The organism is Pectobacterium sp. CHL-2024, from assembly GCF_044751765.1.
GTDB lineage: Bacteria > Pseudomonadota > Gammaproteobacteria > Enterobacterales > Enterobacteriaceae > Pectobacterium > Pectobacterium brasiliense.
The window spans coordinates 222,105-245,035 of the sequence record NZ_JBIXKO010000003.1; the positions used below are offsets into that span (position 1 = coordinate 222,105).

Annotated in this window: 24 protein-coding genes and 3 pseudogenes; 12 read left to right on the forward strand and 15 right to left on the reverse strand. The window is 49.5% G+C overall.

Going from position 1 to position 22,931, the window contains the following annotated elements; translation table 11 throughout:
* The first annotated feature begins 1,042 nt into the window (after positions 1–1,042).
* The 5 genes and pseudogenes from ACIPUG_RS07690 (at position 1,043) to ACIPUG_RS07710 (ending at position 3,658) form a co-directional block, all read left to right on the forward strand.
* The gene (locus tag ACIPUG_RS07690; RefSeq protein ID WP_080753156.1) at positions 1,043–1,909 is read left to right on the forward strand and encodes a hypothetical protein; all 867 of its coding nucleotides are present in this window, start codon (positions 1,043–1,045) and stop codon (positions 1,907–1,909) included.
* On the forward strand, positions 1,902–2,306 hold the full coding sequence (locus ACIPUG_RS07695) for a DUF1240 domain-containing protein (RefSeq protein WP_072009234.1): 405 nt from the start codon (positions 1,902–1,904) through the stop codon (positions 2,304–2,306). Before ACIPUG_RS07690 ends, ACIPUG_RS07695 begins: the two co-directional genes overlap by 8 nt.
* Before the next feature lie 47 nt (positions 2,307–2,353).
* The gene (locus ACIPUG_RS07700) at positions 2,354–2,758 is read left to right on the forward strand and encodes a DUF1240 domain-containing protein (RefSeq protein WP_400338056.1); all 405 of its coding nucleotides are present in this window, start codon (positions 2,354–2,356) and stop codon (positions 2,756–2,758) included.
* Positions 2,759–2,795: 37 nt separating this feature from the next.
* Entirely contained in the window at positions 2,796–3,203 is a 408-nt protein-coding gene (locus ACIPUG_RS07705) for a DUF1240 domain-containing protein (protein WP_400338057.1), read from the forward strand.
* A 49-nt stretch (positions 3,204–3,252) separates the two neighbouring features.
* A pseudogene (locus ACIPUG_RS07710) lies at positions 3,253–3,658 on the forward strand (DUF1240 domain-containing protein).
* Between the two features lie 49 nt (positions 3,659–3,707).
* On the opposite strand, the gene ACIPUG_RS07715 reads toward ACIPUG_RS07710, so the two are convergent.
* From ACIPUG_RS07715 to dnaB, 8 genes are all read right to left on the reverse strand, one after another.
* A complete protein-coding gene (locus ACIPUG_RS07715) occupies positions 3,708–4,187 on the reverse strand; it encodes an Hcp family type VI secretion system effector (protein ID WP_014916572.1) in 480 nt (159 codons plus the stop codon).
* A 124-nt stretch (positions 4,188–4,311) separates the two neighbouring features.
* A complete protein-coding gene (locus tag ACIPUG_RS07720; RefSeq protein WP_205531921.1) occupies positions 4,312–4,809 on the reverse strand; it encodes a M48 family metallopeptidase in 498 nt (165 codons plus the stop codon).
* A gap of 83 nt (positions 4,810–4,892) precedes the next feature.
* On the reverse strand, positions 4,893–6,086 hold the full coding sequence (locus ACIPUG_RS07725; RefSeq protein WP_039526699.1) for an amino acid aminotransferase: 1,194 nt from the start codon (positions 6,084–6,086) through the stop codon (positions 4,893–4,895).
* 63 nt (positions 6,087–6,149) lie between these two features.
* Entirely contained in the window at positions 6,150–6,764 is a 615-nt protein-coding gene (locus ACIPUG_RS07730; RefSeq protein ID WP_014916569.1) for a YitT family protein, read from the reverse strand.
* 250 nt (positions 6,765–7,014) lie between these two features.
* A complete protein-coding gene (locus ACIPUG_RS07735) occupies positions 7,015–7,494 on the reverse strand; it encodes an Lrp/AsnC family transcriptional regulator (RefSeq protein WP_010295086.1) in 480 nt (159 codons plus the stop codon).
* 193 nt (positions 7,495–7,687) lie between these two features.
* Positions 7,688–8,326: a hypothetical protein gene (locus ACIPUG_RS07740; protein WP_400338060.1), complete on the reverse strand. Its 639-nt coding sequence runs from the start codon at positions 8,324–8,326 to the stop codon at positions 7,688–7,690.
* Positions 8,319–9,401 carry an alanine racemase gene (gene alr / locus ACIPUG_RS07745; protein WP_400338062.1) on the reverse strand — a complete coding sequence of 361 codons (1,083 nt, stop codon included), beginning with the start codon at positions 9,399–9,401 and terminating at the stop codon, positions 8,319–8,321. The genes ACIPUG_RS07740 and alr overlap by 8 nt, the downstream gene beginning before the upstream one ends.
* Positions 9,402–9,442: 41 nt before the next feature.
* Positions 9,443–10,849 carry a replicative DNA helicase gene (dnaB, locus tag ACIPUG_RS07750; protein ID WP_010279223.1) on the reverse strand — a complete coding sequence of 469 codons (1,407 nt, stop codon included), beginning with the start codon at positions 10,847–10,849 and terminating at the stop codon, positions 9,443–9,445.
* Positions 10,850–10,977: 128 nt separating this feature from the next.
* On the opposite strand from dnaB, the gene ACIPUG_RS07755 reads away from it, so the two are divergent.
* The 3 genes from ACIPUG_RS07755 (at position 10,978) to ACIPUG_RS07765 (ending at position 14,168) form a co-directional block, all read left to right on the forward strand.
* Entirely contained in the window at positions 10,978–11,964 is a 987-nt protein-coding gene (locus tag ACIPUG_RS07755) for a quinone oxidoreductase (RefSeq protein ID WP_100018210.1), read from the forward strand.
* Between the two features lie 381 nt (positions 11,965–12,345).
* On the forward strand, positions 12,346–13,734 hold the full coding sequence (locus ACIPUG_RS07760) for a cytochrome P450 (RefSeq protein WP_400338064.1): 1,389 nt from the start codon (positions 12,346–12,348) through the stop codon (positions 13,732–13,734).
* A gap of 161 nt (positions 13,735–13,895) precedes the next feature.
* Positions 13,896–14,168, forward strand: coding sequence for a hypothetical protein (locus ACIPUG_RS07765; protein ID WP_400338066.1), 273 nt, complete (start codon positions 13,896–13,898; stop codon positions 14,166–14,168).
* Positions 14,169–14,222: 54 nt separating this feature from the next.
* Here the strand turns inward: ACIPUG_RS07765 and pspG are convergent, their stop codons facing one another.
* From pspG to ACIPUG_RS07780, 3 genes and pseudogenes are all read right to left on the reverse strand, one after another.
* On the reverse strand, positions 14,223–14,495 hold the full coding sequence (gene pspG, locus ACIPUG_RS07770; RefSeq protein WP_400338067.1) for an envelope stress response protein PspG: 273 nt from the start codon (positions 14,493–14,495) through the stop codon (positions 14,223–14,225).
* A 165-nt stretch (positions 14,496–14,660) separates the two neighbouring features.
* Entirely contained in the window at positions 14,661–15,683 is a 1,023-nt protein-coding gene (gene dusA / locus ACIPUG_RS07775) for a tRNA dihydrouridine(20/20a) synthase DusA (protein ID WP_400338069.1), read from the reverse strand.
* Between the two features lie 128 nt (positions 15,684–15,811).
* Positions 15,812–15,984 (reverse strand): annotated as a pseudogene (locus ACIPUG_RS07780) (IS30 family transposase); the annotation flags it as partial.
* Between the two features lie 493 nt (positions 15,985–16,477).
* Here ACIPUG_RS07780 and ACIPUG_RS07785 point away from each other — a divergent pair.
* Both ACIPUG_RS07785 and ACIPUG_RS07790 read left to right on the forward strand, forming a co-directional pair.
* Positions 16,478–17,272 (forward strand): ubiquinol-cytochrome C chaperone family protein, encoded by a 795-nt coding sequence (locus tag ACIPUG_RS07785; RefSeq protein WP_039502067.1) that lies wholly within the window; start codon positions 16,478–16,480, stop codon positions 17,270–17,272.
* Positions 17,273–17,306: 34 nt separating this feature from the next.
* A complete protein-coding gene (locus ACIPUG_RS07790) occupies positions 17,307–17,579 on the forward strand; it encodes a hypothetical protein (RefSeq protein ID WP_071822608.1) in 273 nt (90 codons plus the stop codon).
* A gap of 119 nt (positions 17,580–17,698) precedes the next feature.
* Here the strand turns inward: ACIPUG_RS07790 and ACIPUG_RS07795 are convergent.
* A pseudogene (locus ACIPUG_RS07795) lies at positions 17,699–18,797 on the reverse strand (IS3 family transposase).
* A 254-nt stretch (positions 18,798–19,051) separates the two neighbouring features.
* Between ACIPUG_RS07795 and ACIPUG_RS07800 the strand changes: the two are divergent.
* Positions 19,052–19,348, forward strand: a complete 297-nt coding sequence (locus ACIPUG_RS07800; protein WP_117588417.1) for a hypothetical protein — start codon at positions 19,052–19,054, stop codon at positions 19,346–19,348.
* 55 nt (positions 19,349–19,403) lie between these two features.
* On the opposite strand, the gene ACIPUG_RS07805 is transcribed toward ACIPUG_RS07800, so the two are convergent.
* Positions 19,404–20,060: a DsbA family protein gene (locus ACIPUG_RS07805; RefSeq protein ID WP_400338071.1), complete on the reverse strand. Its 657-nt coding sequence runs from the start codon at positions 20,058–20,060 to the stop codon at positions 19,404–19,406.
* The gene (locus tag ACIPUG_RS07810) at positions 20,048–20,929 is read right to left on the reverse strand and encodes an MBL fold metallo-hydrolase (protein ID WP_400338072.1); all 882 of its coding nucleotides are present in this window, start codon (positions 20,927–20,929) and stop codon (positions 20,048–20,050) included. The genes ACIPUG_RS07805 and ACIPUG_RS07810 overlap by 13 nt, the downstream gene beginning before the upstream one ends.
* Before the next feature lie 107 nt (positions 20,930–21,036).
* Here ACIPUG_RS07810 and ACIPUG_RS07815 point away from each other — a divergent pair, with 107 nt between their 5' ends.
* Positions 21,037–21,957 (forward strand): LysR family transcriptional regulator, encoded by a 921-nt coding sequence (locus ACIPUG_RS07815; RefSeq protein WP_400338074.1) that lies wholly within the window; start codon positions 21,037–21,039, stop codon positions 21,955–21,957.
* A gap of 28 nt (positions 21,958–21,985) precedes the next feature.
* Here ACIPUG_RS07815 and ACIPUG_RS07820 read toward each other — a convergent pair whose 3' ends face one another.
* The gene (locus ACIPUG_RS07820; protein WP_119872017.1) at positions 21,986–22,909 is read right to left on the reverse strand and encodes a LysR family transcriptional regulator; all 924 of its coding nucleotides are present in this window, start codon (positions 22,907–22,909) and stop codon (positions 21,986–21,988) included.
* Positions 22,910–22,931 lie beyond the last annotated feature (22 nt).

A 22,931-nucleotide genomic window follows, 5' to 3' on the forward strand; every position in this document is an offset into this window, starting at 1 on the left:
CTTAGAAAAGCACGTCACCGCTCCACGTTTCGACCACAGTGTTCACTGCCGCAAAGGCAGCTTAGAAAGGAGACTGAGCAACCATATCAAGCTGGGACTTGTTCACTGCCGCATAGGCAGCTTAGAAATTTTCCAATAGGGAACGTTGTACCACCGAATTGTTCACTGCCGCATAGGCTGCTTAGAAATATGCCCATTGTGTGATAGCCCGATGTTTATCGTTCACTGCCGCATAGGCAGCTTAGAAATGGAAGACCATGCCGGTTTAGTTCGTCAGAACGTTCACTGCCGTATAGGCAGCTTAGAAAGGTGATAACAGGGTGTCTGTCTGATACCCCTAGTTCACTGCCGTATAGGCAGCTTAGAAATTACGCGATATCCGCGCCAGCTCGGTTTCTCCGTTCACTGCCGTATAGGCAGCTTAGAAAGTACTGGTGCCGCTGCCACTGACTGCCGATTGGTTCACTGCCGCATAGGCAGCTTAGAAACGCGTTAAACGGATTCTAAACGCCAGCCTCTAATGTTCACTGCCGTATAGGCAGCTTAGAAAGGACAACTGGAGCATTGCGGCGCGGCAGTGGTGTTCACTGCCGGTTAGGCAGCTTAGAAATTAGGGTTGTAGAATCCCCTGAGCCAGTGATTGTTCACTGCCGCACAGGCAGCTTAGAAATCTGACGTGCATGCGTTCACAAATTCGGCCATGTTCACTGCCGAATAGGCAGCTTAGAAAAAGAGATACAAGGATGTTGCGGCGGTATTACCGTTCACTGCCGTACAGGCAGTTTATCCCCTGTCTTAAGCGCCATTATCTGGCTATTATCGAGGTAGCACTATCGTCAGTATTTGATGCGTTATCATCGTTAAATAACGTATTTCTGATTCCCCTTTCTCGTAACATTTTTAAGTAATGGGTTTCTTTGTGTGGAATGGAAAATTGCGGATTGGGCATTATTAACATTTAAAAATCATCATTTTTCCGTTAAAGTAGCCTTACAGGGAAATAGTTCGTTGACTTAAGTAAAATTCAAAGGAATGAGATGCTGTGAAATATGACCCGGTTTTAAAAACGCTTGTGGATGATGACTATCGGCTAGAAGATCATCTTGATTTTAAAAAGCAGCATGCTGATATTAACTATCAGAAATTACATGCTCAACTCAATGAAATAAATAACGATAACATTCATGCCATATTAACTGTGCAGGAAGCGACGTATTTTTTAAAGACGTTATGTACACCAAACCCTAATGAGTCGTGGAAAACGGCCATTTTTGCCTGTACCGATCCTGTTTCATCGTTTGCTGGGAACATCGCAGAAGCCGTGTCTGTGAGCCGAATCGTGATGGAGATAAAAGGATTCGGTGTAACGGCAACGGAATATGTCGGGAAAAATGGCAGTAAGTACATAAAATTATCTGGTTATCCGGGGGTAAGAAAGTATCTAGATGCCACCCGATATTTAGTCAGTAACCAAAAAATACTCGATATAGGAATAGGTACCAAAGGCATTGAAAGTGGTATTGCGGCAGGAGCGAGGTTCTGCATTGTGTTTTCAGGTGCTTATCGAGCCATTGAGTTGATGGTGAAAGATGAATACGCACTAACCGATTTCTTTGTTAATTTAACGATGGATGCGGCAAAGTTAGCTGTATCGGTTGGGGTTGCATGGGGGGCGAAAATGGCAGCTACTGGGCTTATGGTTACAGGCGGTGGCGTTCTTGCTATTGCTATGGGGGTGTTCTTTTTAGGTGTTTTAGTGAGTGCAATCTTATACTGGTTAGATAATGAGTATAAAATAAGTGAATCAATAATAAAAAAATTGAAATCGCATAAATCATATAATTCAAAATATTATCCATACCATCCCGATCAATTCTTTAATGCTTGGGGGAGATATAGTCGTGGTTAAGATAAATAGGCCATTAGTTGGTGCATTTGCGACGTTGGTTTTCCTCATGTCCTGCTGGGGGTGCTGGTTTTCTTTAAGTGGGTATTTAGCCTTCTTTAAATTAAGTAATGTAATTATTTTTTCTTGGAAAGTTGGTGTTTTAGTATTTGCAATGCCACTATTGTTCTATTTTTCATACTTGGCATTTTATTCCTCAATTAAAAATGAAATGGCGAGAATGAATAATAAACTAGCTAATGTATTGGCTGTTATAGCTATATTTGGCACAGTGGTTAGTTTTTTTTCATCAATGTATATATCGTATAGTCTGGATGATAGAGGTTATTTAGTATGTCAAAAAATATCCTGGATGGATCCCAATAAGTATGTGAAAGACATTTCTCTTTGTAAAGACTAGAAATGGTACAAGAGTATACTTTTTCATGGATGAGGGGAGAGTCAGTCGTGGTTAAGATAAATAGACCGTTTTTTTTCATATATTCAGTTTTTATTTTTCTTCTTTCATGCTGGGGAGGATGGTTCTCTTTAAGCGGGTATATTGATTTCTTTAATCTAAATGATGTTATTTCATTTTCATGGAGACTCGGGGTGATAATTTTTCTAGTTCCAATAGTGTTCCAGTTTTCTTATTTTGGTTTTTTTTCTGCTGTAAAAAATAGACCAATTAAAATGAATAATAAAGTTTCAAATGTATTGGTTATATTTGCTATTTTTGGTACTGCGGCGAGTTTATTTTCATCTATGTGTATTTCTTATAGTCTTAATGAACAGGATTATAAAATTTGTCCCAAGAACTCATGGATAGCTCCCAATAAATATGTAAGGAATATTGCTCTTTGTAAAGAATAAATGTAGTTATAATTACTTTATAATTTAGGGGGTATTTGTGGTTAAGGTAAACAGGCCATTAGTTGGTGCGTTTGCAGTTTTCCTTTTTTTTATTTCATGTTTTATTAGCTGGATTTCCTTCAATGGATATTTGAGTTTTTTACAAAAAAGTGATGTGATAATTTTTTCATGGAAACTTGGTTTAATGGTATTTGGATCACCTTTGTTGTTTTATTTTTCATATTTGGCATTTTATTCAGCTATAAAAAATGAAGTGCCTAAAATGAATAATAAACTAGCTAACTCATTAGCTGTTGTGGCTATATTTGGTGCGGTTGTTAGTTTTTTTTCATCAATTTATATATCATATGATCTTAATGATCAAGATTATAAAACCTGTCCTAAGAACTCATGGATAGCTCCCAATAAGTATGTGAAAGACATTTCTCTTTGTGATGAATGGTAAACAATGATCTGATAGGTCTTTATTTTTTCATGCTTGTGGAGGATTGTTCGTGTTTAAAATAAATAGGCCATTATTTTTCGCGTTTTCAGTGTTGACTTTTATTCTTACATGCTGGGGAATATGGTTTTCTTTTAACGGCTATTGGAATCTATTTAGGCTAAACGATGTCATTATCTTTTCATGGAAAGTAGGTATACTTATTTTTGGTGCACCAATATTATTCTACTTTTCGTATTTAGGGTTTTACATGGCAGTAAAAAACAAACCTATAGGAATGCATGGAATATTAGCAAGTGTGTGTGGTTATTTTTTTTATTGGTGTGGTGGTTAGTTTTATTGCATCTATGTATATATCTTTTAATTTTAGAGAACAAGGCTATGAAATCTGTCCTAAAAACTTCTGGATGGATCCCAATAAATATGTGAAAAATATCGCTCTTTGTGATGAATGGTAAATAACAAGCACACCTGATAAGATGCGCCTGTTATCAAAGGTCATAAATCTTAGAGACTCATTTCTTCCCAAATGCTGTAACCTGATGTTCCTGCGATTTTGTGATTCCATGCTATGGTTTTATATTTCAGCTGGACTTTTTCATACGGCATGATGTCGTTATTATCGATGACGTGTGGATAGACACAGGTGACGTCGACAATGCTCGCATCCGTTAAGGTCACTTCGTAATAAAGCTCTAACTGCCCAGCGGAATTGACGCGATAAAAATAAAATGTCACATCAACTTTTTCATTATAAGAGATCGCCATCCCTAATAACGGAGACGATTTATCGATTGGCTTAATAAAATGAATCGGGTGATGTGCGACATTCTGTTCGCGACTGATGCTGTGGTTTAAACCTAATACTTGTATTTGATCTTCATGACCCGTTTGGTAGCGATTACCAATTGAATCTAGCGTTGAGCAACCAGATGATATTAAGCCCTGTTTTTGACCATTAATGCTGGCATAAATCAAATTAGCCATATCAAATCCTTATGAGAATATTTATCAATAGACTACGTGATAATATATTGATTATCCGCGCGGAAATAATACGGCTAAGGCAAAGCTAAAGTAAAGCGAGTCATAATAAAAGGTGAAGTTAGACCTAACCCGCATTTATTTCTCGCCAGTTCAGCCAGATTCGCATATCAAATTCCAACTGGTGATAATCAGGGTCCATATGGCAGCAGAGTTGGTAGAAGGCCTTGTTGTGATCTTTTTCTTTGAGGTGAGCGAGTTCGTGTATCACGATCATCCGCAGGAAATCTTCCGGCCCGTCACGGAACAGCGTCGCTATTCTGATTTCGTTATTGGACTTTAATTTTCCGCCCTGCACACGCGCCACAAACGTATTGGTTCCTAGCGTCCCTTTTATCGGGTTCTGTTTATTGTCGTAAAGCACCTTTGATATCGCTGGGGCGTTTTTCAAATAGCGCTGTTTCAGCTCGGCGACAAACTGATAGAGCGACTTATCACTCTGGATCGGATGACGGTCAGGGTATCTTTTTTCCAGCCAGAGGCCGAGTTTGCCTTGATCGAGGAGCGTTTGTACTTGGGCAACAATCGCTGGGGGATAGCCGTTCAGATAGCGTAGTTGGGTCATGGGATTTTTATCACAGAAGCCACTGAGTTAAGCGAGTTCACAACGGTGAGTCGGTTAAGCCAGTGGCTTTATTATTTTACGATTTACTGAATCGCGGCGAAAGCCGCAGCAACGCGCTGGACGTTGCTGTGGTTCAGCCCCGCCATACACATACGGCCGCTGGCGATCAGGTACACGCCGAATTCTTCACGCAGACGATCAACCTGTTCTGGGCTGAATCCGGTGTAGCTGAACATACCGCGCTGGGTGAGCAGGTAGTCGAAGTTACGGTTCGGCAGTGCGTTTTTCAGTGCCGAAACCAGTTCCTGACGCATGCTCAGAATGCGGGTACGCATCTCTTCGACTTCCGCTTTCCAGTCGGCATTCAACTGCACGTCGTTCAGGACTTTAGAGACCACCTGTGCGCCGAAATTCGGTGGGGAAGAGTAGTTGCGGCGGACGGTTGCTTTTAACTGACCCAGAACGCGCTGTGCGCTGTCAGCATCGTCACACACCACGGAAAGGCCGCCGACGCGCTCGCTATACAGTGAGAAAATCTTGGAGAACGAGTTGGCGATCAGTGCCGGAACACCCGCACTGGCAACGGCGCGAATCGCATAGGCGTCCTGCTCAATCCCGAGGCCAAAGCCCTGATAGGCGATGTCCATAAACGGAATCAGCTCACGCTGGATGATGACCTCAATGACGCGATCCCACTGTTCGGTGGTGAGGTCGGAACCGGTCGGGTTGTGGCAGCACGGGTGCAGCAGCACGATGCTGCGTGCTGGCAACGATTGCAGGGTGGCCAGCATGGCGTCAAATTTCACGCCCAGATTTTCGCCATCGAAATACGGATAAGTGTGAACGTTAAAGCCCGCGCCCTCAAAAATCGCAATATGGTTTTCCCATGTTGGATCGCTGACCCACACTTCTGAATTCGGGAAGTAGCGTTTCAGGAAGTCCGCACCGACTTTTAGCGCACCGGAACCGCCCAGTGTCTGGATGGTGGCGATGCGACCCGCTTCCAGCGCCGCGTGGTTTTCACCAAATAGCAGTTGTTGGATCGCGGTACGGTAAGGCTGTAGCCCTTCCATCGGCAAATAAGAGCTCGCGCTCTGTGCTGGCTGTTTCAGGCTGCTTTCTGCCGCACTGACGGAGCGCAGCTGTGGGATAATATTCTGCTCGTTGTAGTAGAGCCCGATACTCAAATTGATCTTATCCGCTCTTGGATCCTGTTTGAATTTTTCCATCAGAGACAGGATAGGATCTCCGGCATAGGTATCAACGTTTTGAAACACAGTGTAGCTCTCCTGAATGTGTCATTTTTATGGGTACCGCAACCCCGACGATGGTGGGGACAATCAGGCCGCGTAACGGCCGGGGCGATGGTTCATCGCGATAATCAGGTTCAGAATGGTTGCCCCCAGAATCGAAGCAATCAACATCGGTATGCTTACCACGAACAGGGAAGTCAGCACAATCACAACGTCAACACCCATCTGGAGTTTTCCCGCCCGCAGGCCGTATTTATCCTGAAGATACAGCGCCAGAATGTTCATGCCGCCGAGGCTGGCCTTATGGCGGAACAGCACTACGAAGCCGATTCCGGTGATGATATTGCCAAACAGCGTGGCGTAGAACGGATTGAGCTGATCGAAATGAACGAACATCGGGTGCAGGTCGGAAAACAGCGACACCAGCCCGACGGCGCAGAACGTTTTCACCGTGAATTCCCACCCCATGCGGCGCAAGGCCAGATAATAGAAGGGCAGATTCAGCAGGAAAAACGCGACGCCAAAGGAGATGTTTGTCAGATAGTGGATAAGAAAAGCGATACCTGCGGTGCCGCCGGTGAGGGCACCGGCCTGACGCAGCAGAATGACGCCAAACGATACCATCAGCGTGCCGATCAGTATCGCCAGAATATCTTCCAGCAGCGTGTGTGATAGTTTTTGTGTGGGAATAACGTTATCCATGGTGAGCACTCAACAGACTGTCGTAAAAACATGTGCTTACCAAAGCAAGAATCGCACCAGATAGTGCTGCTTAGCGGCGGGCATCAGCATAATCCCGCCTGCGATAAGAGCAACATATTGAATTATATGAATGAAAATAATGCGTGATTCATGCGTTTTTTATTATTTATTTGTCTATTTTGTGCGTTTATTCGGTTTTTGTTGCGCGAATCATTCCTTTTTTGCACCAAATAGAGGCGATTGCCCCAACTTAGGGCAACGCAGGCAGTTCCGGCATCATCAAACCGTTCTCTTTGAGGCGGTTTAATACCACTGAGGTTTTCAGGTGCGCGACGCTCTTGTTCTGCGACAGAATTTGGCTAATCAGCGTGCTGAGTCCGGGCAGATCTGCCACGGCGACTTTTAACAGGTAATCGGCATCACCCGTGGTTTTATAGGCGTCGATGATGGCATCCACTTCCCCCAGCATCTGGTGAAAGCGCTCAACGTATTCGCTGGTGTGATTGATCAGTCGCACCTCAATCAACCCCAGACATTCCAGCCCGACCGCGTTCGGCGACAGACGGGCATGATAGCCGAGAATCAGCTGTGCCTGTTCCAGCGCGATGCGGCGGCGGGAACACTGCGAGGCGGAAAGCCCAACCAGATCGCTCAGTTCCTGATTGGTCAGGCGGCCGTTCGTCTGTAGCAGCGTCAGGATTTTCAGATCGAAATCATCAATGTGGTACATCGCGTTTCCTAAACAGTATCAGGCAGTCGGCCAAACAGACTACCAGCTTTTTAGGCCGCGTTGCCTATGAGTTTTTTATTCCTGATTTTAGGAGAGCTTTATTTTCTTAGCTGCCTGCTCGGCAGTGAACCTTATTAGCTCTGTGATGTAAATTGTTAGCATTTTCTAAGCTGCCTATACGGTAGTAAATCCATCACTCCACAATAATCCGCTCGTCATTGTCTCCCAGGCATATGCTTAACTGTTGTCCGTCAGGGCTAAAGGCGCAGTAGGGGAGAGGTTCACGCAGGTAGAGATGTAGCGGAAGCGCAAGATAAAGCGCAACGAGCAGCAATGCGGCGACGGCTTTAGCATAGGTTGGGCGTTGAGCGACTGGGCTGCGCCGCGTGTGTCGATATTTCACGATGCCGATGGCGGCCATGCCTGCGCCTACCAGCATGGAAACATACAGTTCACCGGGCATCGGGGAGAGTATCAAATTGTCGTTTTCATACTCCTGCCAATATTGAATCCGCCACAGGGCGCTGATGCCGATTTGCACCAGACCCGCGAGTATCCAGGCAACACGCCATCCTGAAAGCCGAAAGAGCGCCAGAAAACAGAAACCCGATGCCGCGCAAGACCAGTAGATGAGATCGAACATCGCGCTAAACATGCCGCCAAACAGCGTGCCGCCGACATCCGTCGGTTTCAGAGTATAGAAATTGACGAGGGCAAACAGCGTCAGGATCGCGGAGACGGCAAGCCAGCTTGCCGCATAGTAGATAACCCGTTTTAAGGTCGGCAAGCCATGCGCCTGCCGATAAAAACCTGCTGGTACGTTTTTACTCACCGTCGACGTATTCCACCGCAGTGCGCTGGGTTAAGCGCGTGATCAGTTCGTAGGCGCTGGCACCCGTATGCGCGGCAATGCGTTCAACCGGTAGCGTTGGCCCCCAAAGAATGACCTCATCGCCAACCTTGTCCTGCGCATCCGGCCCTAAATCCACCGTAATCATATCCATTGATACGCGGCCGGAAAGCGGCACTTCGCGCCCGTTGATGAGCACGGAGGTTCCTGCTGGCGCGCAGCGCGGATAGCCATCGCCGTAGCCGACGGCCACCACGCCCAGACGGGTGTTGCGCGGGCTGGTCCAGGTGCCGCCGTAACCGACTGCTTCGCCCGCGTGGTGTTCACGTACGGCAATCAGGTGAGACGTAAAGGTCATTGCGGGCTGGAAGCCGAAATGCGCGGCGTCTTCGTTATCCAGCGGCGACACGCCATAGAGAATGATGCCGGGACGAACGCGATCGCGGTGCGACTGCGGCCACAGCAGAATGCCGCCGGAGGCTGCGATGGACTGCGCGCCGGGCTTATCCTGTGTAAAGGCATCGAAGCAGGCTAGCTGGCGTTCGGTGGTGCCGGCTTCGGGCTCATCGGCGCGGCAAAAGTGGCTCATGATATTGACCGGCTGAACCACATTGCGGCATTCGGTCAGGCGCTGCCAAAACGCGTCGGCATGTTCCGGCAGAACGCCAAGGCGGTGCATGCCGCTATCCAGCTTCATCCACACGGGGATCGGCTGTGGCAGCGTGGCCTGTTCCAGGGCGGCAAGCTGTTCGGGGCTGTGAACGGCGGTTTCTAGCTGGTGCTCCACCAGAAGCGGAAGCTCGTCTGCGGAGAAAAAGCCTTCCAGCAGGACGATAGGCTTGGTGATGCCCGCGGCGCGCAGTGCCAGCGCTTCGGAGAGCCGCGCGACGCCGTAACAGTCAGCGTCGGAAAAGGTATGGGCAGCGTCGATCATGCCGTGGCCGTAGGCGTTGGCTTTCACGATGGCAACGACCTGGCTGCCAGGCGCGAGCTGGCGGATACGTTGCAGGTTGTGGCGCAAAGCACGCCGGTTAATGACGGCAGTTGCCGTTTTCATTCTTGTTCCTTAGTGCAGTGTTGTCATTGCTGAGCGCTGCGTTATTCATCGTCATATTGTGGGCCGGCATAGTTATCAAAGCGCGACCACTGCCCGTTAAAGGTCAAACGAACGGAACCAATCGGGCCGTTACGCTGTTTCCCCAGAATGATTTCAGCGATGCCTTTCAGGTCGCTGTTTTCGTGATAAACCTCATCACGATAGATAAACATAATCAGGTCGGCATCCTGCTCGATGGAGCCAGATTCACGCAGATCCGAGTTGACCGGGCGCTTATCGGCACGTTGCTCCAGACTACGGTTAAGCTGCGATAGGGCGACGACCGGAACCTGCAATTCTTTTGCCAATGCTTTGAGCGAGCGGGAAATTTCTGCAATCTCCAGCGTACGGTTATCGGACAGCGACGGCACGCGCATCAACTGCAGGTAGTCGATCATGATCAGGCTCAGGCCATCGTGTTCACGAAACACGCGGCGGGCGCGGGATCGCACTTCGGTTGGCGTCAGGCCGGAGGAATCATCGATGTACATGTTGCGCTTTTCCAGCAGGATCCCCATGGTGCTGGAAATACGCGCCCAGTCTTCATCGTCCAACTGGCCGGTACGAATACGGGTCTGATCCACGCGGGACAGCGACGCGAGCATACGCATCATGATCTGCTCGCCGGGCATCTCCAAACTGAAGATCAGCACCGGTTTATCCTGCATCATCGCCGCGTTTTCACACAGGTTCATGGCGAAGGTGGTTTTACCCATCGATGGACGCGCCGCGACGATGATCAGGTCAGATTTTTGCAAGCCTGCGGTCTTTTTATCCAGATCCTGATAGCCGGTAGACACGCCGGTTACGCCGTCGTGCGGGCGCTGATACAGCTGCTCGATACGAGAAACGGTGTCTTCGAGAATACGGTCGATGCTTTTCGGACCTTCGTCTTTGCTGGCGCGGTTTTCGGCGATCTGGAAGACGCGGGATTCCGCCAGATCGAGCAGATCTTCACTGCTGCGCCCCTGTGGATCGTAGCCTGCATCGGCGATCTCATTGGCGACGGAGATCATTTCACGCACCACGGCGCGCTCGCGTACGATATCGGCATAGGCACCGATGTTCGCGGCACTCGGGGTGTTTTTAGCTAGCTCTGCAAGATAGGCGAAGCCACCGGCGGATTCCAGCGAACCTTGCAGTTCAAGCGATTCGGACAGCGTAATCAGGTCGATGGGTTTGCTCATTTCGAGCAGGCGCTGCATTTCGGTGAAGATCAGGCGGTGGGCGCGGTTATAGAAGTCGTTCGCGACAACACGCTCGGCGACATTATCCCAGCGCTCATTGTCGAGCATCAGGCCACCCAATACCGATTGCTCCGCTTCCAGCGAATGTGGCGGAAGTTTCAGACCTTCCATCTGGCGGTCACGGGGTTCATTCGATTTATTGGTGGGTCTTTTCTCTGCCATGAAACGGGTTCTTTACCGGTTGATTTGCCATTGGATTAGGGGGCATTGTATATGCCACACGTCCGAAATAACACAATCGGATACCTATAATGGTGAAACGATGAACCTGTCACGATTAAGGAGATAACATGGCAAAACGCGTTCAGTTCCGAGCTTATGGTGGCCCCGAGGTTCTGCAATATGTGGATTTCACGCCTGCCGACCCCGCTGCGGGAGAGGTTCAGGTTGAGAACCGCGCCATCGGCATTAATTTTATCGATACCTATATTCGCAGCGGCCTGTATCCGGTGCCGGATTTGCCTTCCGGGCTGGGAACCGAAGCGGCAGGCGTCGTGACGAAAGTTGGAACAGGGGTTAGCGAGCTGAAAGTCGGCGATCGCGTGGTGTATGCGCAGTCCGGGCTGGGCGGGTATAGCGACGTGCACAACGTGGTGGCGGAAAAAGTGGCGCTGCTGCCGGATGCCATCAGCTTTGAGCAGGCGGCGGCCTCTTTCCTGAAAGGGTTGACGGTTTACTACCTGCTGCGTCAGACGTATGAAATCAAGCCAAATGAAGTCTTCCTGTTCCATGCCGCGGCGGGTGGCGTTGGGCTGATTGCCTGTCAGTGGGCGAAGGCGCTGGGGGCGAAGCTGATCGGGACGGTGGGCTCTGATGAGAAAGCGGAACGGGCAAAACAAGCGGGTGCCTGGGCGACCATTAATTACCGTACCGAGAATATTGCACAGCGCGTCGCAGAACTGACCGACGGGCAGAAGGTGAACGTTGTGTATGACTCGGTCGGGAAAGATACCTGGGAAGCCTCGCTTGATAGCCTGCGCCGTCGTGGATTGATGGTCAGCTTCGGTAATGCGTCCGGGCCGGTTACCGGCGTCAATCTGGGGATTTTGAACCAGAAAGGCTCGCTGTACGTCACGCGTCCGTCGCTGTTTGGCTACGTGACGAATCGCACCGAGTTGGAACAGGCCAGCAATGAACTCTTTTCACTGATCGCCAGCGGGGCGATTACGGTAGATGTGCCGCAGAACCAGAAATTCGCGCTGTCGGATGCGCAAGCGGCGCATCGGGCGCTGGAAAGCCGCAGTACGCAGGGCTCATGCCTGCTGATTCCGGGCTAATTGTTCAATGAGGTTATCGCATTCTGCCGATAACCTCGCTTCTCCCGCTACCCCTTTTCCAGACAGGGAAAAGCGTGGCCGACAGTATTACTTCTTAACAAAAAAACCAAAACGGTTTGTTTGTTTTTTAAACACCTCTCTGTAGGATTTGACGAAAAGCAGATTAAGACGGTCATTCAGATCCTGTGCCTTGCTCGTTGTCTGTGCCATACATCAATCCCAATAAGCAGAATCGAACGCGTATGTCGCGTCTGGCTGTGAGCATCGGCTCCACGGCATTTTTTCAAAAATGGTTCTCTCTTTACCTCTCCGCTATCTCGATTGTTGTTTTCACAGGCGATTTCTCGCCTGATTTTGCACACACTAAAGAAGGATGTGAGTATGAGATCCATCAAACGCCTGCCGATGCCCCCAACCCGAAGTCTTCTTGGGCATGTTGATTACCTGAAACGAAGTGATGTTCATCTCCAGATGCTGCGGTGGAAAGCGCAGTATGGCCGCTTTTATCGCTTAAGGCTGGGGCTCACGTCCGCGATAGTGATTGCCGACGCGGAATGTATTCGCACCATCATGAAATCCCGCCCTGACGAATTTCGGCGCATCAGCAGCATTGAATCCGTGTTTCAGGAAGCGGGGTTGAACGGGGTTTTCTCATCGGAAGGGAAACGCTGGGAGCATCAGCGCAGGCTGACGGAGCCGATGTTTCAGCCCGCCCATCTGAAGTATTTCTATCCCAGCCTCAGGAAGGTGACCTCCCGGTTATCTGACCGTTTCGCGATGCTGGCTGAAACCGGGGAGACCGTTGTCCTCGTGGAAGAATTTAAGCGCTATACGGTTGATATCACGTCATTGCTGGCTTTTGGTGAAGACGTGAATACGCTCGAACAGGGGGAAAACCCGCTGTCGCAAAGCTTGCGTCAGTTATTTCCTATGATTCATTTGCGTAGCGGTTCGCTGTTTCCTTTATGGCGATTCATCAAGACGGAGCGCGATAAGCAGTTTGATGCCAGTCTGAACCTGATTCGCGAGTACGTTGATGGGTTCATTTATCGCCAGCGGAAACGCCTCCAGCTTAATCCGCAGTTAATGGAAACGCCTGAAAATATGCTACAGGTGATGCTCGCCGAACAGAAAAAAGACGGGACGCTGAAAGACGACGACATTGTCGCCAATGCGATTACGTTGCTGCTGGCAGGGGAAGACACGACGGCGAATACGCTGGCCTGGATGAGTTTCCAGCTTTGCTCAGCACCTTCGGTCGAAGAGTGCGTTTTTCAAGAGTGTAAAGAGGCGGCTGATGGTGCCGGAGCACTCCTCCCGTGGCCGCTTCCGCGACTGCCCTGGCTCACCGCGGTGATGTATGAATCGATGCGGCTCAAGCCCGTTGCACCGCTGCTGTATCTTGAGCCAACGAAGAACACCGCTATTGATGATTTCCTGATTAAAAAGGGCACGCCTTTGTTGCTGATGCTGAATGCGAGCGGGTTTGACGACGCGCTGTTTCAGCAGCCTGATGATTTTGTGCCTGAGCGGTGGCTTGAACGCGGAAAGGCCTCTTTTTCCGATCTTCAGCCTTTCGGCGGCGGGCCGCGTATGTGTCCCGGACGGTCGCTGGCATTAATGGAAATTAAACTGGGATTTCACGCGCTGTGTAGCGGGTTCCGCGTCGAGGCGCAGCAGCCCGCATCGGACGTCACTGAGAGCTTTGCTTTTACGATGTCGCCATCAGGCTTTCGTGTGAAGCTATACAAGCGTGAGCCGTTGCAATAGCAAGAGTAGGCGTGATGTGTGAGTGAATGTGCTGAGGTCAGGGAAGGCGGTTGCAGAGTGACAGAGCCTGACAATAATACCGACTCTTAACGAGTCGGTATTATTGCCTGAAAGGCCTTGGCCGTTACGCTAATTTCATCAGACTGTATGTAGGGTACAGCGTGGTGATCGTCACGAAAGTGCCGCTGTGCGGCTATTATTTCCCTGACGATGATGAAATTGTGTGGCTTTTTGCCACCGTGTTTTATTTACCTAACTTGGTTTATTTACCCAACTTAGTTTGCTTACCCTCTAAACGACAATCGGGTGTCAAACTGTGGCGTCATCCTAGCAGCCACATCCGGGAAAAAATATCTGCTGGCGCACACTTTTGTACTAAAACAGGCCATATTAAAACAATCCGTATTAAAACAAGCCGTAGTAAAACAAGTTGATGTTAAACACGGCGTTGCCCGTCATTTTCGTGCGTAATTCAGATTTTTCTGGCATTACCACTCATTTCCGTTGCGCTGGCGATACGTGTATTTGCGATAGGTATAGCGGTGCGAGTTGTAGACAGGTCGCCCGCTAAATTTGCGCCACAGCCACATCGCCGCGACGGCTAAAATCAGCCACGGCAGCACCTTTATCGCGATGCTAAATAGCCCACCAATCAACATAAAAAGGGACGCCACAAACAGTGCCGCAATCACGCCCAGCAGTGACACGCCCGTCAACATCAGCATGATAAAAAAGCCAATAACGAAGAAAATTTCCAACATGGTGTGCTCCTGTAGCGGTTAAACCGCAGAGAAAAGTTCTGCGTGCTACATAAGCTATAACAAGAATCGTGCCAAGATGTGCCGCTGGTAAGTGATTGATTTACCAGCGGCACAGGGAAGAGAAATGAAAGAATATTGGTGAAAAAGACTAACTGTTAGTGTTTTTTAAACCAGATTAACCAGCGCTAGCGCACGCTCTACCACCGCAGCGTCAGCACCGGGTTTGTGGGCGTTTTCACTCAGATAACGTCGCCACTGACGCGCGCCGGGGATGCCCTGAAACATGCCGAGCATGTGGCGCGTGATGTGGCCTAATGACGCGCCGCGAGAGAGTTCGCGCTCGATATAGGGATACATGGTTCGTACCACGCCAGCCAGATCCGGCGTAGCGGTGTCGATGCCAAATAGCTCACGGTCAACCTGCGCCAGAATCCCAGGATTCTGGTAAGCCTCACGGCCCATCATCACGCCGTCCAGATGCTGTAAATGCGTTTTGGCTTCTTCCAGCGTTTTGACGCCGCCGTTGATGGCGATAGTAAGCGCAGGGAAATCGCGCTTGAGCTGGTAAACGCGCGGATAATCCAGCGGTGGAATCTCCCGATTCTCTTTCGGACTCAGGCCCGATAGCCAGGCTTTGCGCGCGTGGACGATAAACGTCTCGCACTCGCCGCGTTCGGCGACGGTTTGAATAAAGTCGCACAGGAATTCATAGCTGTCTTGATCGTCAATGCCGATGCGGGTTTTCACCGTAATCGGGATTGAGGTACTGTCTTTCATCGCCTTGATGCAGTCTGCTACCAGCGCCGCTTCGCCCATCAGGCAGGCACCGAAACGACCGTTCTGTACACGGTCAGACGGGCAGCCAACGTTCAGGTTAACTTCATCATAGCCACGCTGTTCTGCCAGTTTGGCACACTGCGCCAGCGCTTGCGGATCGCTACCGCCGAGCTGTAGCGCCAGCGGGTGTTCTTCTTCGCTGTAGGCCAGATAGTCGCCTTTGCCGTGAAGAATCGCGCCTGTCGTCACCATTTCGGTATACAGCAGCGTCTGGCTGCTCAACTGGCGAAGAAAGTAACGACAGTGGCGATCGGTCCAGTCCAACATCGGCGCGATGGAGAAGCGGTTAAGGCGAGAAGCGCGAGAGTCGGTGGATACCGTGTAGTGTGTACCTGATTTTACGTCGGTCATGGTTTGTCAGTTATCGTTTCGTGTGTCTGGCGGTGTTGTCTGAGGTTATCTTTGCTGGCGCTGACTATAGCACAGGAAGCGGGTCGTGACTGATAGCTATCTGGCGGATTCAACTCCGAAGTGCAACGCTAAGCCGCCATTCTTAGCTCTGCAAATACCACCGAGGGTTGCCTGAACCCAAGACACTTGCGTGGCCTTGCAGCAACGCCTCTTCTGACACGCTTCTCAGGTCTGTCTCCTTCGGGATAAACTGCCGTAACAGGCTGTTTGTGTTCTCATTCAGCACTCGCTCATATGATGCAGTGATGACTGTGCGTTGTACTTATTATCTGAATTCGCGAAACATCATGATGTTACTGGGGATGCCGGACAGCGTGCGTATTGCTTGAGAGGTGTGTGAACGGCTTTGCTGTATCTCGAAAAGTATTTATTCAACAAAGCCTCATCAAGACCATTAATGGAGTTGATACATAGAAACTCATTGCGTATAGTTCCGTGGCCGTCATGAAAGAAGGGGCTATCTATGCCAATGACGGATGTGGAGATGCAAAGAAAACATTAGCAAAGCTAAAAACTTAGTCTAAAAATCTTATTAAAGTTAGAGGTTCTAACGGAAAACTTGATTAACACTTACGTATAGCTTTATTTATTTGAGAATTAGTCATCAAAAATTAACTCTCTGAAAATATATAAAAGTTAATAGAAAAAATTCTTAATGTATTTCCCCTGCTGAAAAATTTATCCACATAATACATAAATAAATTGGTATTGAACTGTTTATAAAAGGAATTAAAATGAAAAATACAACTGTTTTTGATAAAGATATAAATCCCGTTTTAGATATTTCTTCTGATGAAGACTTGGCGCCTCTGGTCGAATATCTTAAGACAAAACTATCTGAGACTTTAACCGTTCATGAGTCATACAAACTACACGAGCCATCTCATTCTGAATATGCAGATTTAATTGCAAAAGAAGTCAGGGATATGGGTGGAAACTCATTTGCTAATTTATTTAGAGGTGGTGAGGGACCTAGTTATCATGAAATGGTTTGTGATGTGGCAAAAAAAATAAAAGCCCCATTTAACAAAGAAAAAACCATTGAAGATATTGAAAATGCAATATTGGAAACAATCCTAACTAAAGCTTTAGATGAAATGTCTGATGAAGATAAGCAAAGACTTATGGATGAGATGGGAGCTAAAGGAGGTTTAAGTAGCGGTGGAGTAGCTACATCTGCATTTATTGCTATTTTTAGATCTGGTGGATTTTATTCTTATCAATTAACACTCATTATTGCTAACCAAATTGCGAAACTAATTCTTGGAAGAGGATTGATGCTTGCTACTAATGCAACATTAATGAGAACAGCATCCATCCTAACAGGTCCTATTGGATGGGCGATTACTGGCTTATGGACAGCTATTGATCTAGCAGGTCCCGCTTATAAAGTTACAATTCCGTGTGTAATTCATATTGCGATGCTTCGTAAAAAACTTAATGCTCTCGATTGTAAAGGTTGTGGTGCCATTCTAACAGATAGCACAATGAAGTTTTGTCCTGAATGTGGACACTCTATTTCTAAGTAAAAAATGAATTTGGTCACGAAACACGGAGGTCTATATGGCATATGTTGAATGTGGGAAATGTGGGTTTAAAGAAGAAGCCAATAAAACATTTTTCTTAAAAGCTCTTGGTGGTAGTTTTGTTGGTGGTGGCTTCTGGGCTTGGGTGACTTATTTTTTTGCTGGGACTGGATTCGCCTTTGTTATTTGTGTTGCAATAGTTACTGGTGGCGTGGCTCTATTAGCATTCTCTGATGAGATAACGAAATGGCTAGCAGAAAGATATTCTTGCCCTTCTTGTGGTTGTAGAAAATGGAGACTTATAAAATAGTCTCTCTTTTAAAATTAGAACAAAAATAAAGCCCGTAATCTGAACTGCACCCCAAATGTTGGATACCCAACAGAATAAGGTGCGTTTTGATCTCTTCCCAATATCGGGGCTAGGCTAAATCAGAGATCCGGGCCTTTTTGCAGACTTCGAACAAATTCCTCCGGAGTCTGGTTATTTAACGAGGAATGCGGTCTCTGCTGGTTATATTCCTGTCGCCAGTGTTCGATCTTCTCCTGAGCATCTTCCAGTGACAGGAACCAGTGGACGTTCAGACATTCGTCCCGAAAACGGTTATTGAATGACTCGATGAGGGCATTATCTGTCGGTTTTCCGGGCCGTGAGAAGTCTATTGTCACCTTGTTTTCATAGGCCCACTGATCTAGCGGCTTAGAAATAAATTCGCTGCCATTGTCGGTCTGCAGCCGTCCCGGCACCCGCTTCTGTAACTGTTTCAGGCGCCCCATCACCGCGACCACATCGTCTCCGCGCAGTCCCTGACCTACCTGGATTGCCAGACATTCCCGACTAAAATTATCGACTACAGTTAGCGCCCGGATACGACGCCCGTTGAACAGATTATCAGCCACGAAGTCCATGCTCCAGCACTGGTCAATCGCACTCACCCCTGGACGTGCACGTCTGTGTCTGGCGGTGACATGTCGACGGGGGCATTTTGTCCGCAGGTTCAGGCCTTCCTGACAATAAATACGGCGTGTTTTTTTATGGTTAATCAGCCAGCCTTCCCGGCGCAGAAGAATATGAATGCGCTGAACGCCATAGCGAACACGGGTTTCGGCAATTTCCCTTATCCGCTGCGTAATGGTCCTGTCATCACGGCAACTGCGATAGTGGTACACCGTGCGACTCTGCATCATCAGACGGCAGCCACGACGCAGTCCGATACGGTAAGCTTCCAGCAGATATGCCACCGCGTCACGCTTTTGCACGGGCCTCAGAACTTTTTTCGGATGACATCCTGCAATATCTCCTTGTCCAGACTCAGGTCCGCCACCAGCCGTTTCAGACGGTGATTCTCTTCTTCCAACTGACGCAGACGGCGCAGTTCCGTCACGCCCATGCCGCCAAACTTCTTCTTCCAGTTGTAAAAAGTGGCTTCAGAAACCCCATCTCTCTGCAGACTTCCTCCACCCGTGTGCCGGTTTCGGCCTGCTTCAGGGCAAACGCAATCTGCTCTTCGGTATAACGTGTCTTTTTCATGCCGGATGACCTCTTTTGGACGGAGAAGACAGGCCGAAAACTCTACTTTACGCCGGTACTGAACAAAGGGAAGAGCTCAAGATTGCTTGATTCACCCCTAAAAGTGCTAACAAATTTCTGAAGGTGCGGTTAGAGTGGGCGTTGTGATAAATGCTGGTATTTAAAAACTTTTTTCAAAAAAGCATGATCGTTATCAATAGTCTTTTTTTGAGTGTTCTTTAATCTGCCACGAGGTTCTTCTCTAATTAAAAATTATGAAAAAAATACTGATAATAGCTTTATGCCTATTAATGACAGGTTGTGCTGCGCGTGACGATCAAGGGCAGATTATCCATAATGCCGATGGAAGTGAAAAAATTAGTTTTTGGAGAACAACAGGACTCATTGTTGGTGTACCGCTACTCATTTTGAGCGCATTCGTCGCTGCTGAATCCGATGATGAGGATTCAAAGAATGACTACCCAGGAAGGTGTCGCCATGAGTACGATATTGCAGCTGATGGTTCCAGGTGTGGTTTGAGAGCTGCAGATTCACGTCTTGGCGGTTATTAAAAGAAAAGGGAGCAGGCCGTTGGCGTGCTCCCTTAATGAAGGTTGATGAGGATGCTTATGCCGTAGCGTGGTTGACCATCTGTGTCAGCACCTTGCGCCATGCGTCTACCTGACCGAGGTAGTTTGCCGCTGGGATTTGCTGGAAATTCCCGTTAGCGTCTTCCAGCGCAAAAGTGGGGAAGCCTTGTCCACGTACTTTCGCCAATAATTCCCGGCTAGCGCTGATGTGTTTTGACAGCGTTTCTGCCTGGATAAAGGCGAACTCGGTGCTGAAAGCCTCGCCATCCAGACCGATTGCTTCCGCGCACTGACGTAGCACGGCGGCGTCGGCGATTTTTAGCCCGAAAACATAGTGCGCACGCTCGATCTCGTGCAGCATCACCATGCCTTTATCATCCATCGCTTCCGCAGCGAGTACGGCAGCCGTCGGCGGCGCAGAATCCAGCACGACGCTGGTGTCGCGCAGCAGCCCTTCGTAATACGCTTCCCCGAAGGTTTGCCCGGTCATTTGTGCAATGCGGCGATCGTGGGGGATCACGTAATCGTGCCACTCCGGGGTGATGGTACGGCTATTGCTGCCCGTCATCATACCGCCGCCGTGGAGGATCAGATCCAGCCCGTCAATCTCCTGCGCTGCCAGCGCGAGTGGGGCGGCGCCATAGCACCAGCCGCACAATGGATCGTAAATATAATGCAGTCTTACTGTGGCCACTTCATTTCACCTTTCAGGACTTTGGCGCTCAGTTCAAGACCCGATTCTTCTTTCAGCGTCGGGTAGTGTTTTTTCATTGCAGCGATCAGTTCGGCAGAATCTTTGCTTTTTGCCAGCTCTTTTTCCACCGTATCCAGATATTGCAGCGTAAACGTCACGTTTTTCAAGGTGTAATCGGTTGGCGCGATAAAGTGACCCGGTACGACGGTGGTTGGCTTCAGCGCTTCAATGGATTTCAGCGTGTCACGCCAGTGAACGCGAGATTCTGGCGTTTGGGTATCGGCAAGCCAGACGTGGATGTTGGCAGACACCGGAATACCGCCGACCACGGCTTTCAGCGAAGGGATCCAGACGTAAGTGCGATCCGGCGTTGGTCCTTTCAGTCCTTTCACTTCCAGTTTTTTGCCATCAACGGTAAAGCTATCGCCTTCCAGTGCCTGAGGAACCACGATCTCCTTCGGCGCATTTTCTTTCAGAACCGGGCCCCAATGCGCCACTTTGCCGTCTTTGCTGGCGTTGATCGCATCGATGGTCGCCTGAGTCGCAATAATTTTAGCGTCCGGGAAGGCGGCTTTAATTACGTCCAGACCGAAATAGTAGTCAGGGTCAGAATGGCTGATATAGACGGTGGTCAGTTTTTTTCCGGTGGCTTTGATGCGATCAACCAGCGTTTGGGCATCGTTACGCTGGAACTGCGCATCGATCAGCGCGACTTCTTTATCGCCGCTGATAATTTCAGAAGAAACCGGGAATATGCTGACTTCGCCCGGATTAAACACGTCGATTTTTAACTCGGCGGCGTTAGCCGCAGAAGCCAGACCCAGCGATGCAGCGAGTAAAGACACGGTAAAAGCGATAGATTTAGACATGGTGATACTCCACAGGTATGACAGAAAGTGGGTTCATGTTATGTTGCATTAATCGTACGAAAAACCGCAAAACGGGCAATTGTTTGTTGCATAAAACGGACTAATTTATGGATCGTATTACAGCTGCTGAAGTGTTTGTAACGATTATAGACCGCGGTAGCATGATCGCGGCGGCAGAGATGCTGGACATGTCCCGGGCGATGGTGACGCGCTATCTGGCGGAGATGGAAACGTGGGCAGGGGCGCGGCTATTGCACCGTACCACGCGCAAGCTGAGCCTGACGGATGCCGGTGAAAAAACGCTGGTACGCTGCCGGGAGATGCTGGCGCTGACGGCGGATATGCGCGTCGAAGCCGATACCGACGATGCCACGTTAAGCGGTTTGCTGCGCGTCAGTTGTTCGCAGTCGCTGGCGCAGGGGGCGCTTGGTATGGCGATAACGGCTTTCCTGCGGCGACATCCTCGCGTCGCTATCGATCTGCAAATGAATAACCGAACGGTGAATCTGGTCGAGGAGCGTATCGATCTGGCGTTACGCATCACCAACGAGCTGGATCCCAATCTGATTGCACGACCGCTTTCACGCTGTGAGTCGGTGCTGTGTGCATCGCCTTCTTATCTGAATGAGCATGGTATTCCGCGACAGCTGACCGATCTCTCGATTCATAACTGCCTGACCTATACCTATTTCGGTAAAAGTCTGTGGCATTTTTCCCGCGGTGATGAAAAGTTTACGATTCCCGTTAGCGGTAACCTGAGCGGCAACGAGTCGCTGGTGCTGCTGGCGGGGGCGCTGGAAGGGGCGGGGATCGCGCTGCAACCGCGCTATTCTGTGGCTCCTTATCTCGCTAGTGGACAATTAGTGGCGCTGTTGCCGGAATACCGCCCGCAGGCGATGGGGATTTACGGTATTTACACCTCGCGCCGCCAGATGCCCGCTGCGCTGCGTACCCTGTTGGATTTTCTGGTGGAATGGTTTGCTCACGATCCTCGCTGGCGGGCGCTGGCACAGCCATCGGCGATGTGACGGTACTAATCACAAGCGAATCAGGTTATTAGCGCTGCAAGACCTGCTCCAGACGTGAAGGCACATTGGCGGCATACTGTTTGAGTTGATCAATCACGGTATCGACCAGCGCCGAAGCAGGGCGGTGCAGCGGACGAATCAGGCTGACCGTAAAGGGCACGTCGATGCTGAAAGGCCGCACGACGACGCCGGAAGCGGCATAATCCAACGCGGTGAGCGGGTTAACGATCGACAGCCCGATGCCTGCCCGCACCATCGCACACACCGATGCCGCGCTGTGTGTTTCCAGCACCATCCGGCGCGACACGCCCTGTTCCTGAAACAGCTTATCCAGCAACTGGCGATAGCTGTCGGCGCTCGACAGGCTGATAAAGGGCTCATCGGCAAAATCCTGCGGCGTGAGTACCGCTTTTTGCGCCAGCGGATGCCCCGCAGGCAGCACGCACACTTCGTTGAGTAACATCAGCGTTTGCCGTTCTGTACCCGCTGGCGTGAGGCTGTTTTCCGTTAAGCCCAAATCGTGGCGCTGGGCAGACAGCCACTCTTCCAGCAGCGGCGACTCTTGCGGAATGATGTGCAGATTAAGCAGCGGATAGCGCGCCAGCAGCGGCTTGCAGGCATCGGGCAGCAGCGACTGTGAGAACACGGGCAGACAGGCAATGGAAAGCTGCGCCTGCTGAAAACGGCGAATATCGCTGGCGGCGTTGATGATCCGATCCAACCCATAATACGAGCGCTGCACTTCTTCAAACAGCTGTAGCCCCTGCGCGGTGGGGTAAAGCCGACCGCGCAGTCGCTCGAACAGCGTCATCTGAATTAGTTTCTCAAAGCGTGCCAGCTCGCGGCTGACGGTCGGCTGCGACGTGCTCAGCAGGTCCGCCGCTTCCGTCAGATTTCCGGTGGTCATGACTGCGTGGAAAATCTCGATGTGCCGTAAGGATACTGCTGCCATGTCGCCTCCTTCCTTTACTTTT

Coding starts and splice junctions, on each gene's coding strand:
- ACIPUG_RS07820 (WP_119872017.1), bottom strand. CDS start 22,909: ATGGCAGCAGTATCCTTACGGCACATCGAGATTTTCCACGCAGTCATG.
- ACIPUG_RS07810 (WP_400338072.1), bottom strand. CDS start 20,929: ATGTCTAAATCTATCGCTTTTACCGTGTCTTTACTCGCTGCATCGCTG.
- ACIPUG_RS07760 (WP_400338064.1), top strand. CDS start 12,346: ATGAGATCCATCAAACGCCTGCCGATGCCCCCAACCCGAAGTCTTCTT.
- ACIPUG_RS07815 (WP_400338074.1), top strand. CDS start 21,037: ATGGATCGTATTACAGCTGCTGAAGTGTTTGTAACGATTATAGACCGC.
- ACIPUG_RS07730 (WP_014916569.1), bottom strand. CDS start 6,764: ATGGATAACGTTATTCCCACACAAAAACTATCACACACGCTGCTGGAA.
- pspG (WP_400338067.1), bottom strand. CDS start 14,495: ATGTTGGAAATTTTCTTCGTTATTGGCTTTTTTATCATGCTGATGTTG.
- alr (WP_400338062.1), bottom strand. CDS start 9,401: ATGAAAACGGCAACTGCCGTCATTAACCGGCGTGCTTTGCGCCACAAC.
- dnaB (WP_010279223.1), bottom strand. CDS start 10,849: ATGGCAGAGAAAAGACCCACCAATAAATCGAATGAACCCCGTGACCGC.
- dusA (WP_400338069.1), bottom strand. CDS start 15,683: ATGACCGACGTAAAATCAGGTACACACTACACGGTATCCACCGACTCT.
- ACIPUG_RS07785 (WP_039502067.1), top strand. CDS start 16,478: ATGAAAAATACAACTGTTTTTGATAAAGATATAAATCCCGTTTTAGAT.
- ACIPUG_RS07800 (WP_117588417.1), top strand. CDS start 19,052: ATGAAAAAAATACTGATAATAGCTTTATGCCTATTAATGACAGGTTGT.
- ACIPUG_RS07755 (WP_100018210.1), top strand. CDS start 10,978: ATGGCAAAACGCGTTCAGTTCCGAGCTTATGGTGGCCCCGAGGTTCTG.
- ACIPUG_RS07720 (WP_205531921.1), bottom strand. CDS start 4,809: ATGACCCAACTACGCTATCTGAACGGCTATCCCCCAGCGATTGTTGCC.
- ACIPUG_RS07715 (WP_014916572.1), bottom strand. CDS start 4,187: ATGGCTAATTTGATTTATGCCAGCATTAATGGTCAAAAACAGGGCTTA.
- ACIPUG_RS07790 (WP_071822608.1), top strand. CDS start 17,307: ATGGCATATGTTGAATGTGGGAAATGTGGGTTTAAAGAAGAAGCCAAT.
- ACIPUG_RS07735 (WP_010295086.1), bottom strand. CDS start 7,494: ATGTACCACATTGATGATTTCGATCTGAAAATCCTGACGCTGCTACAG.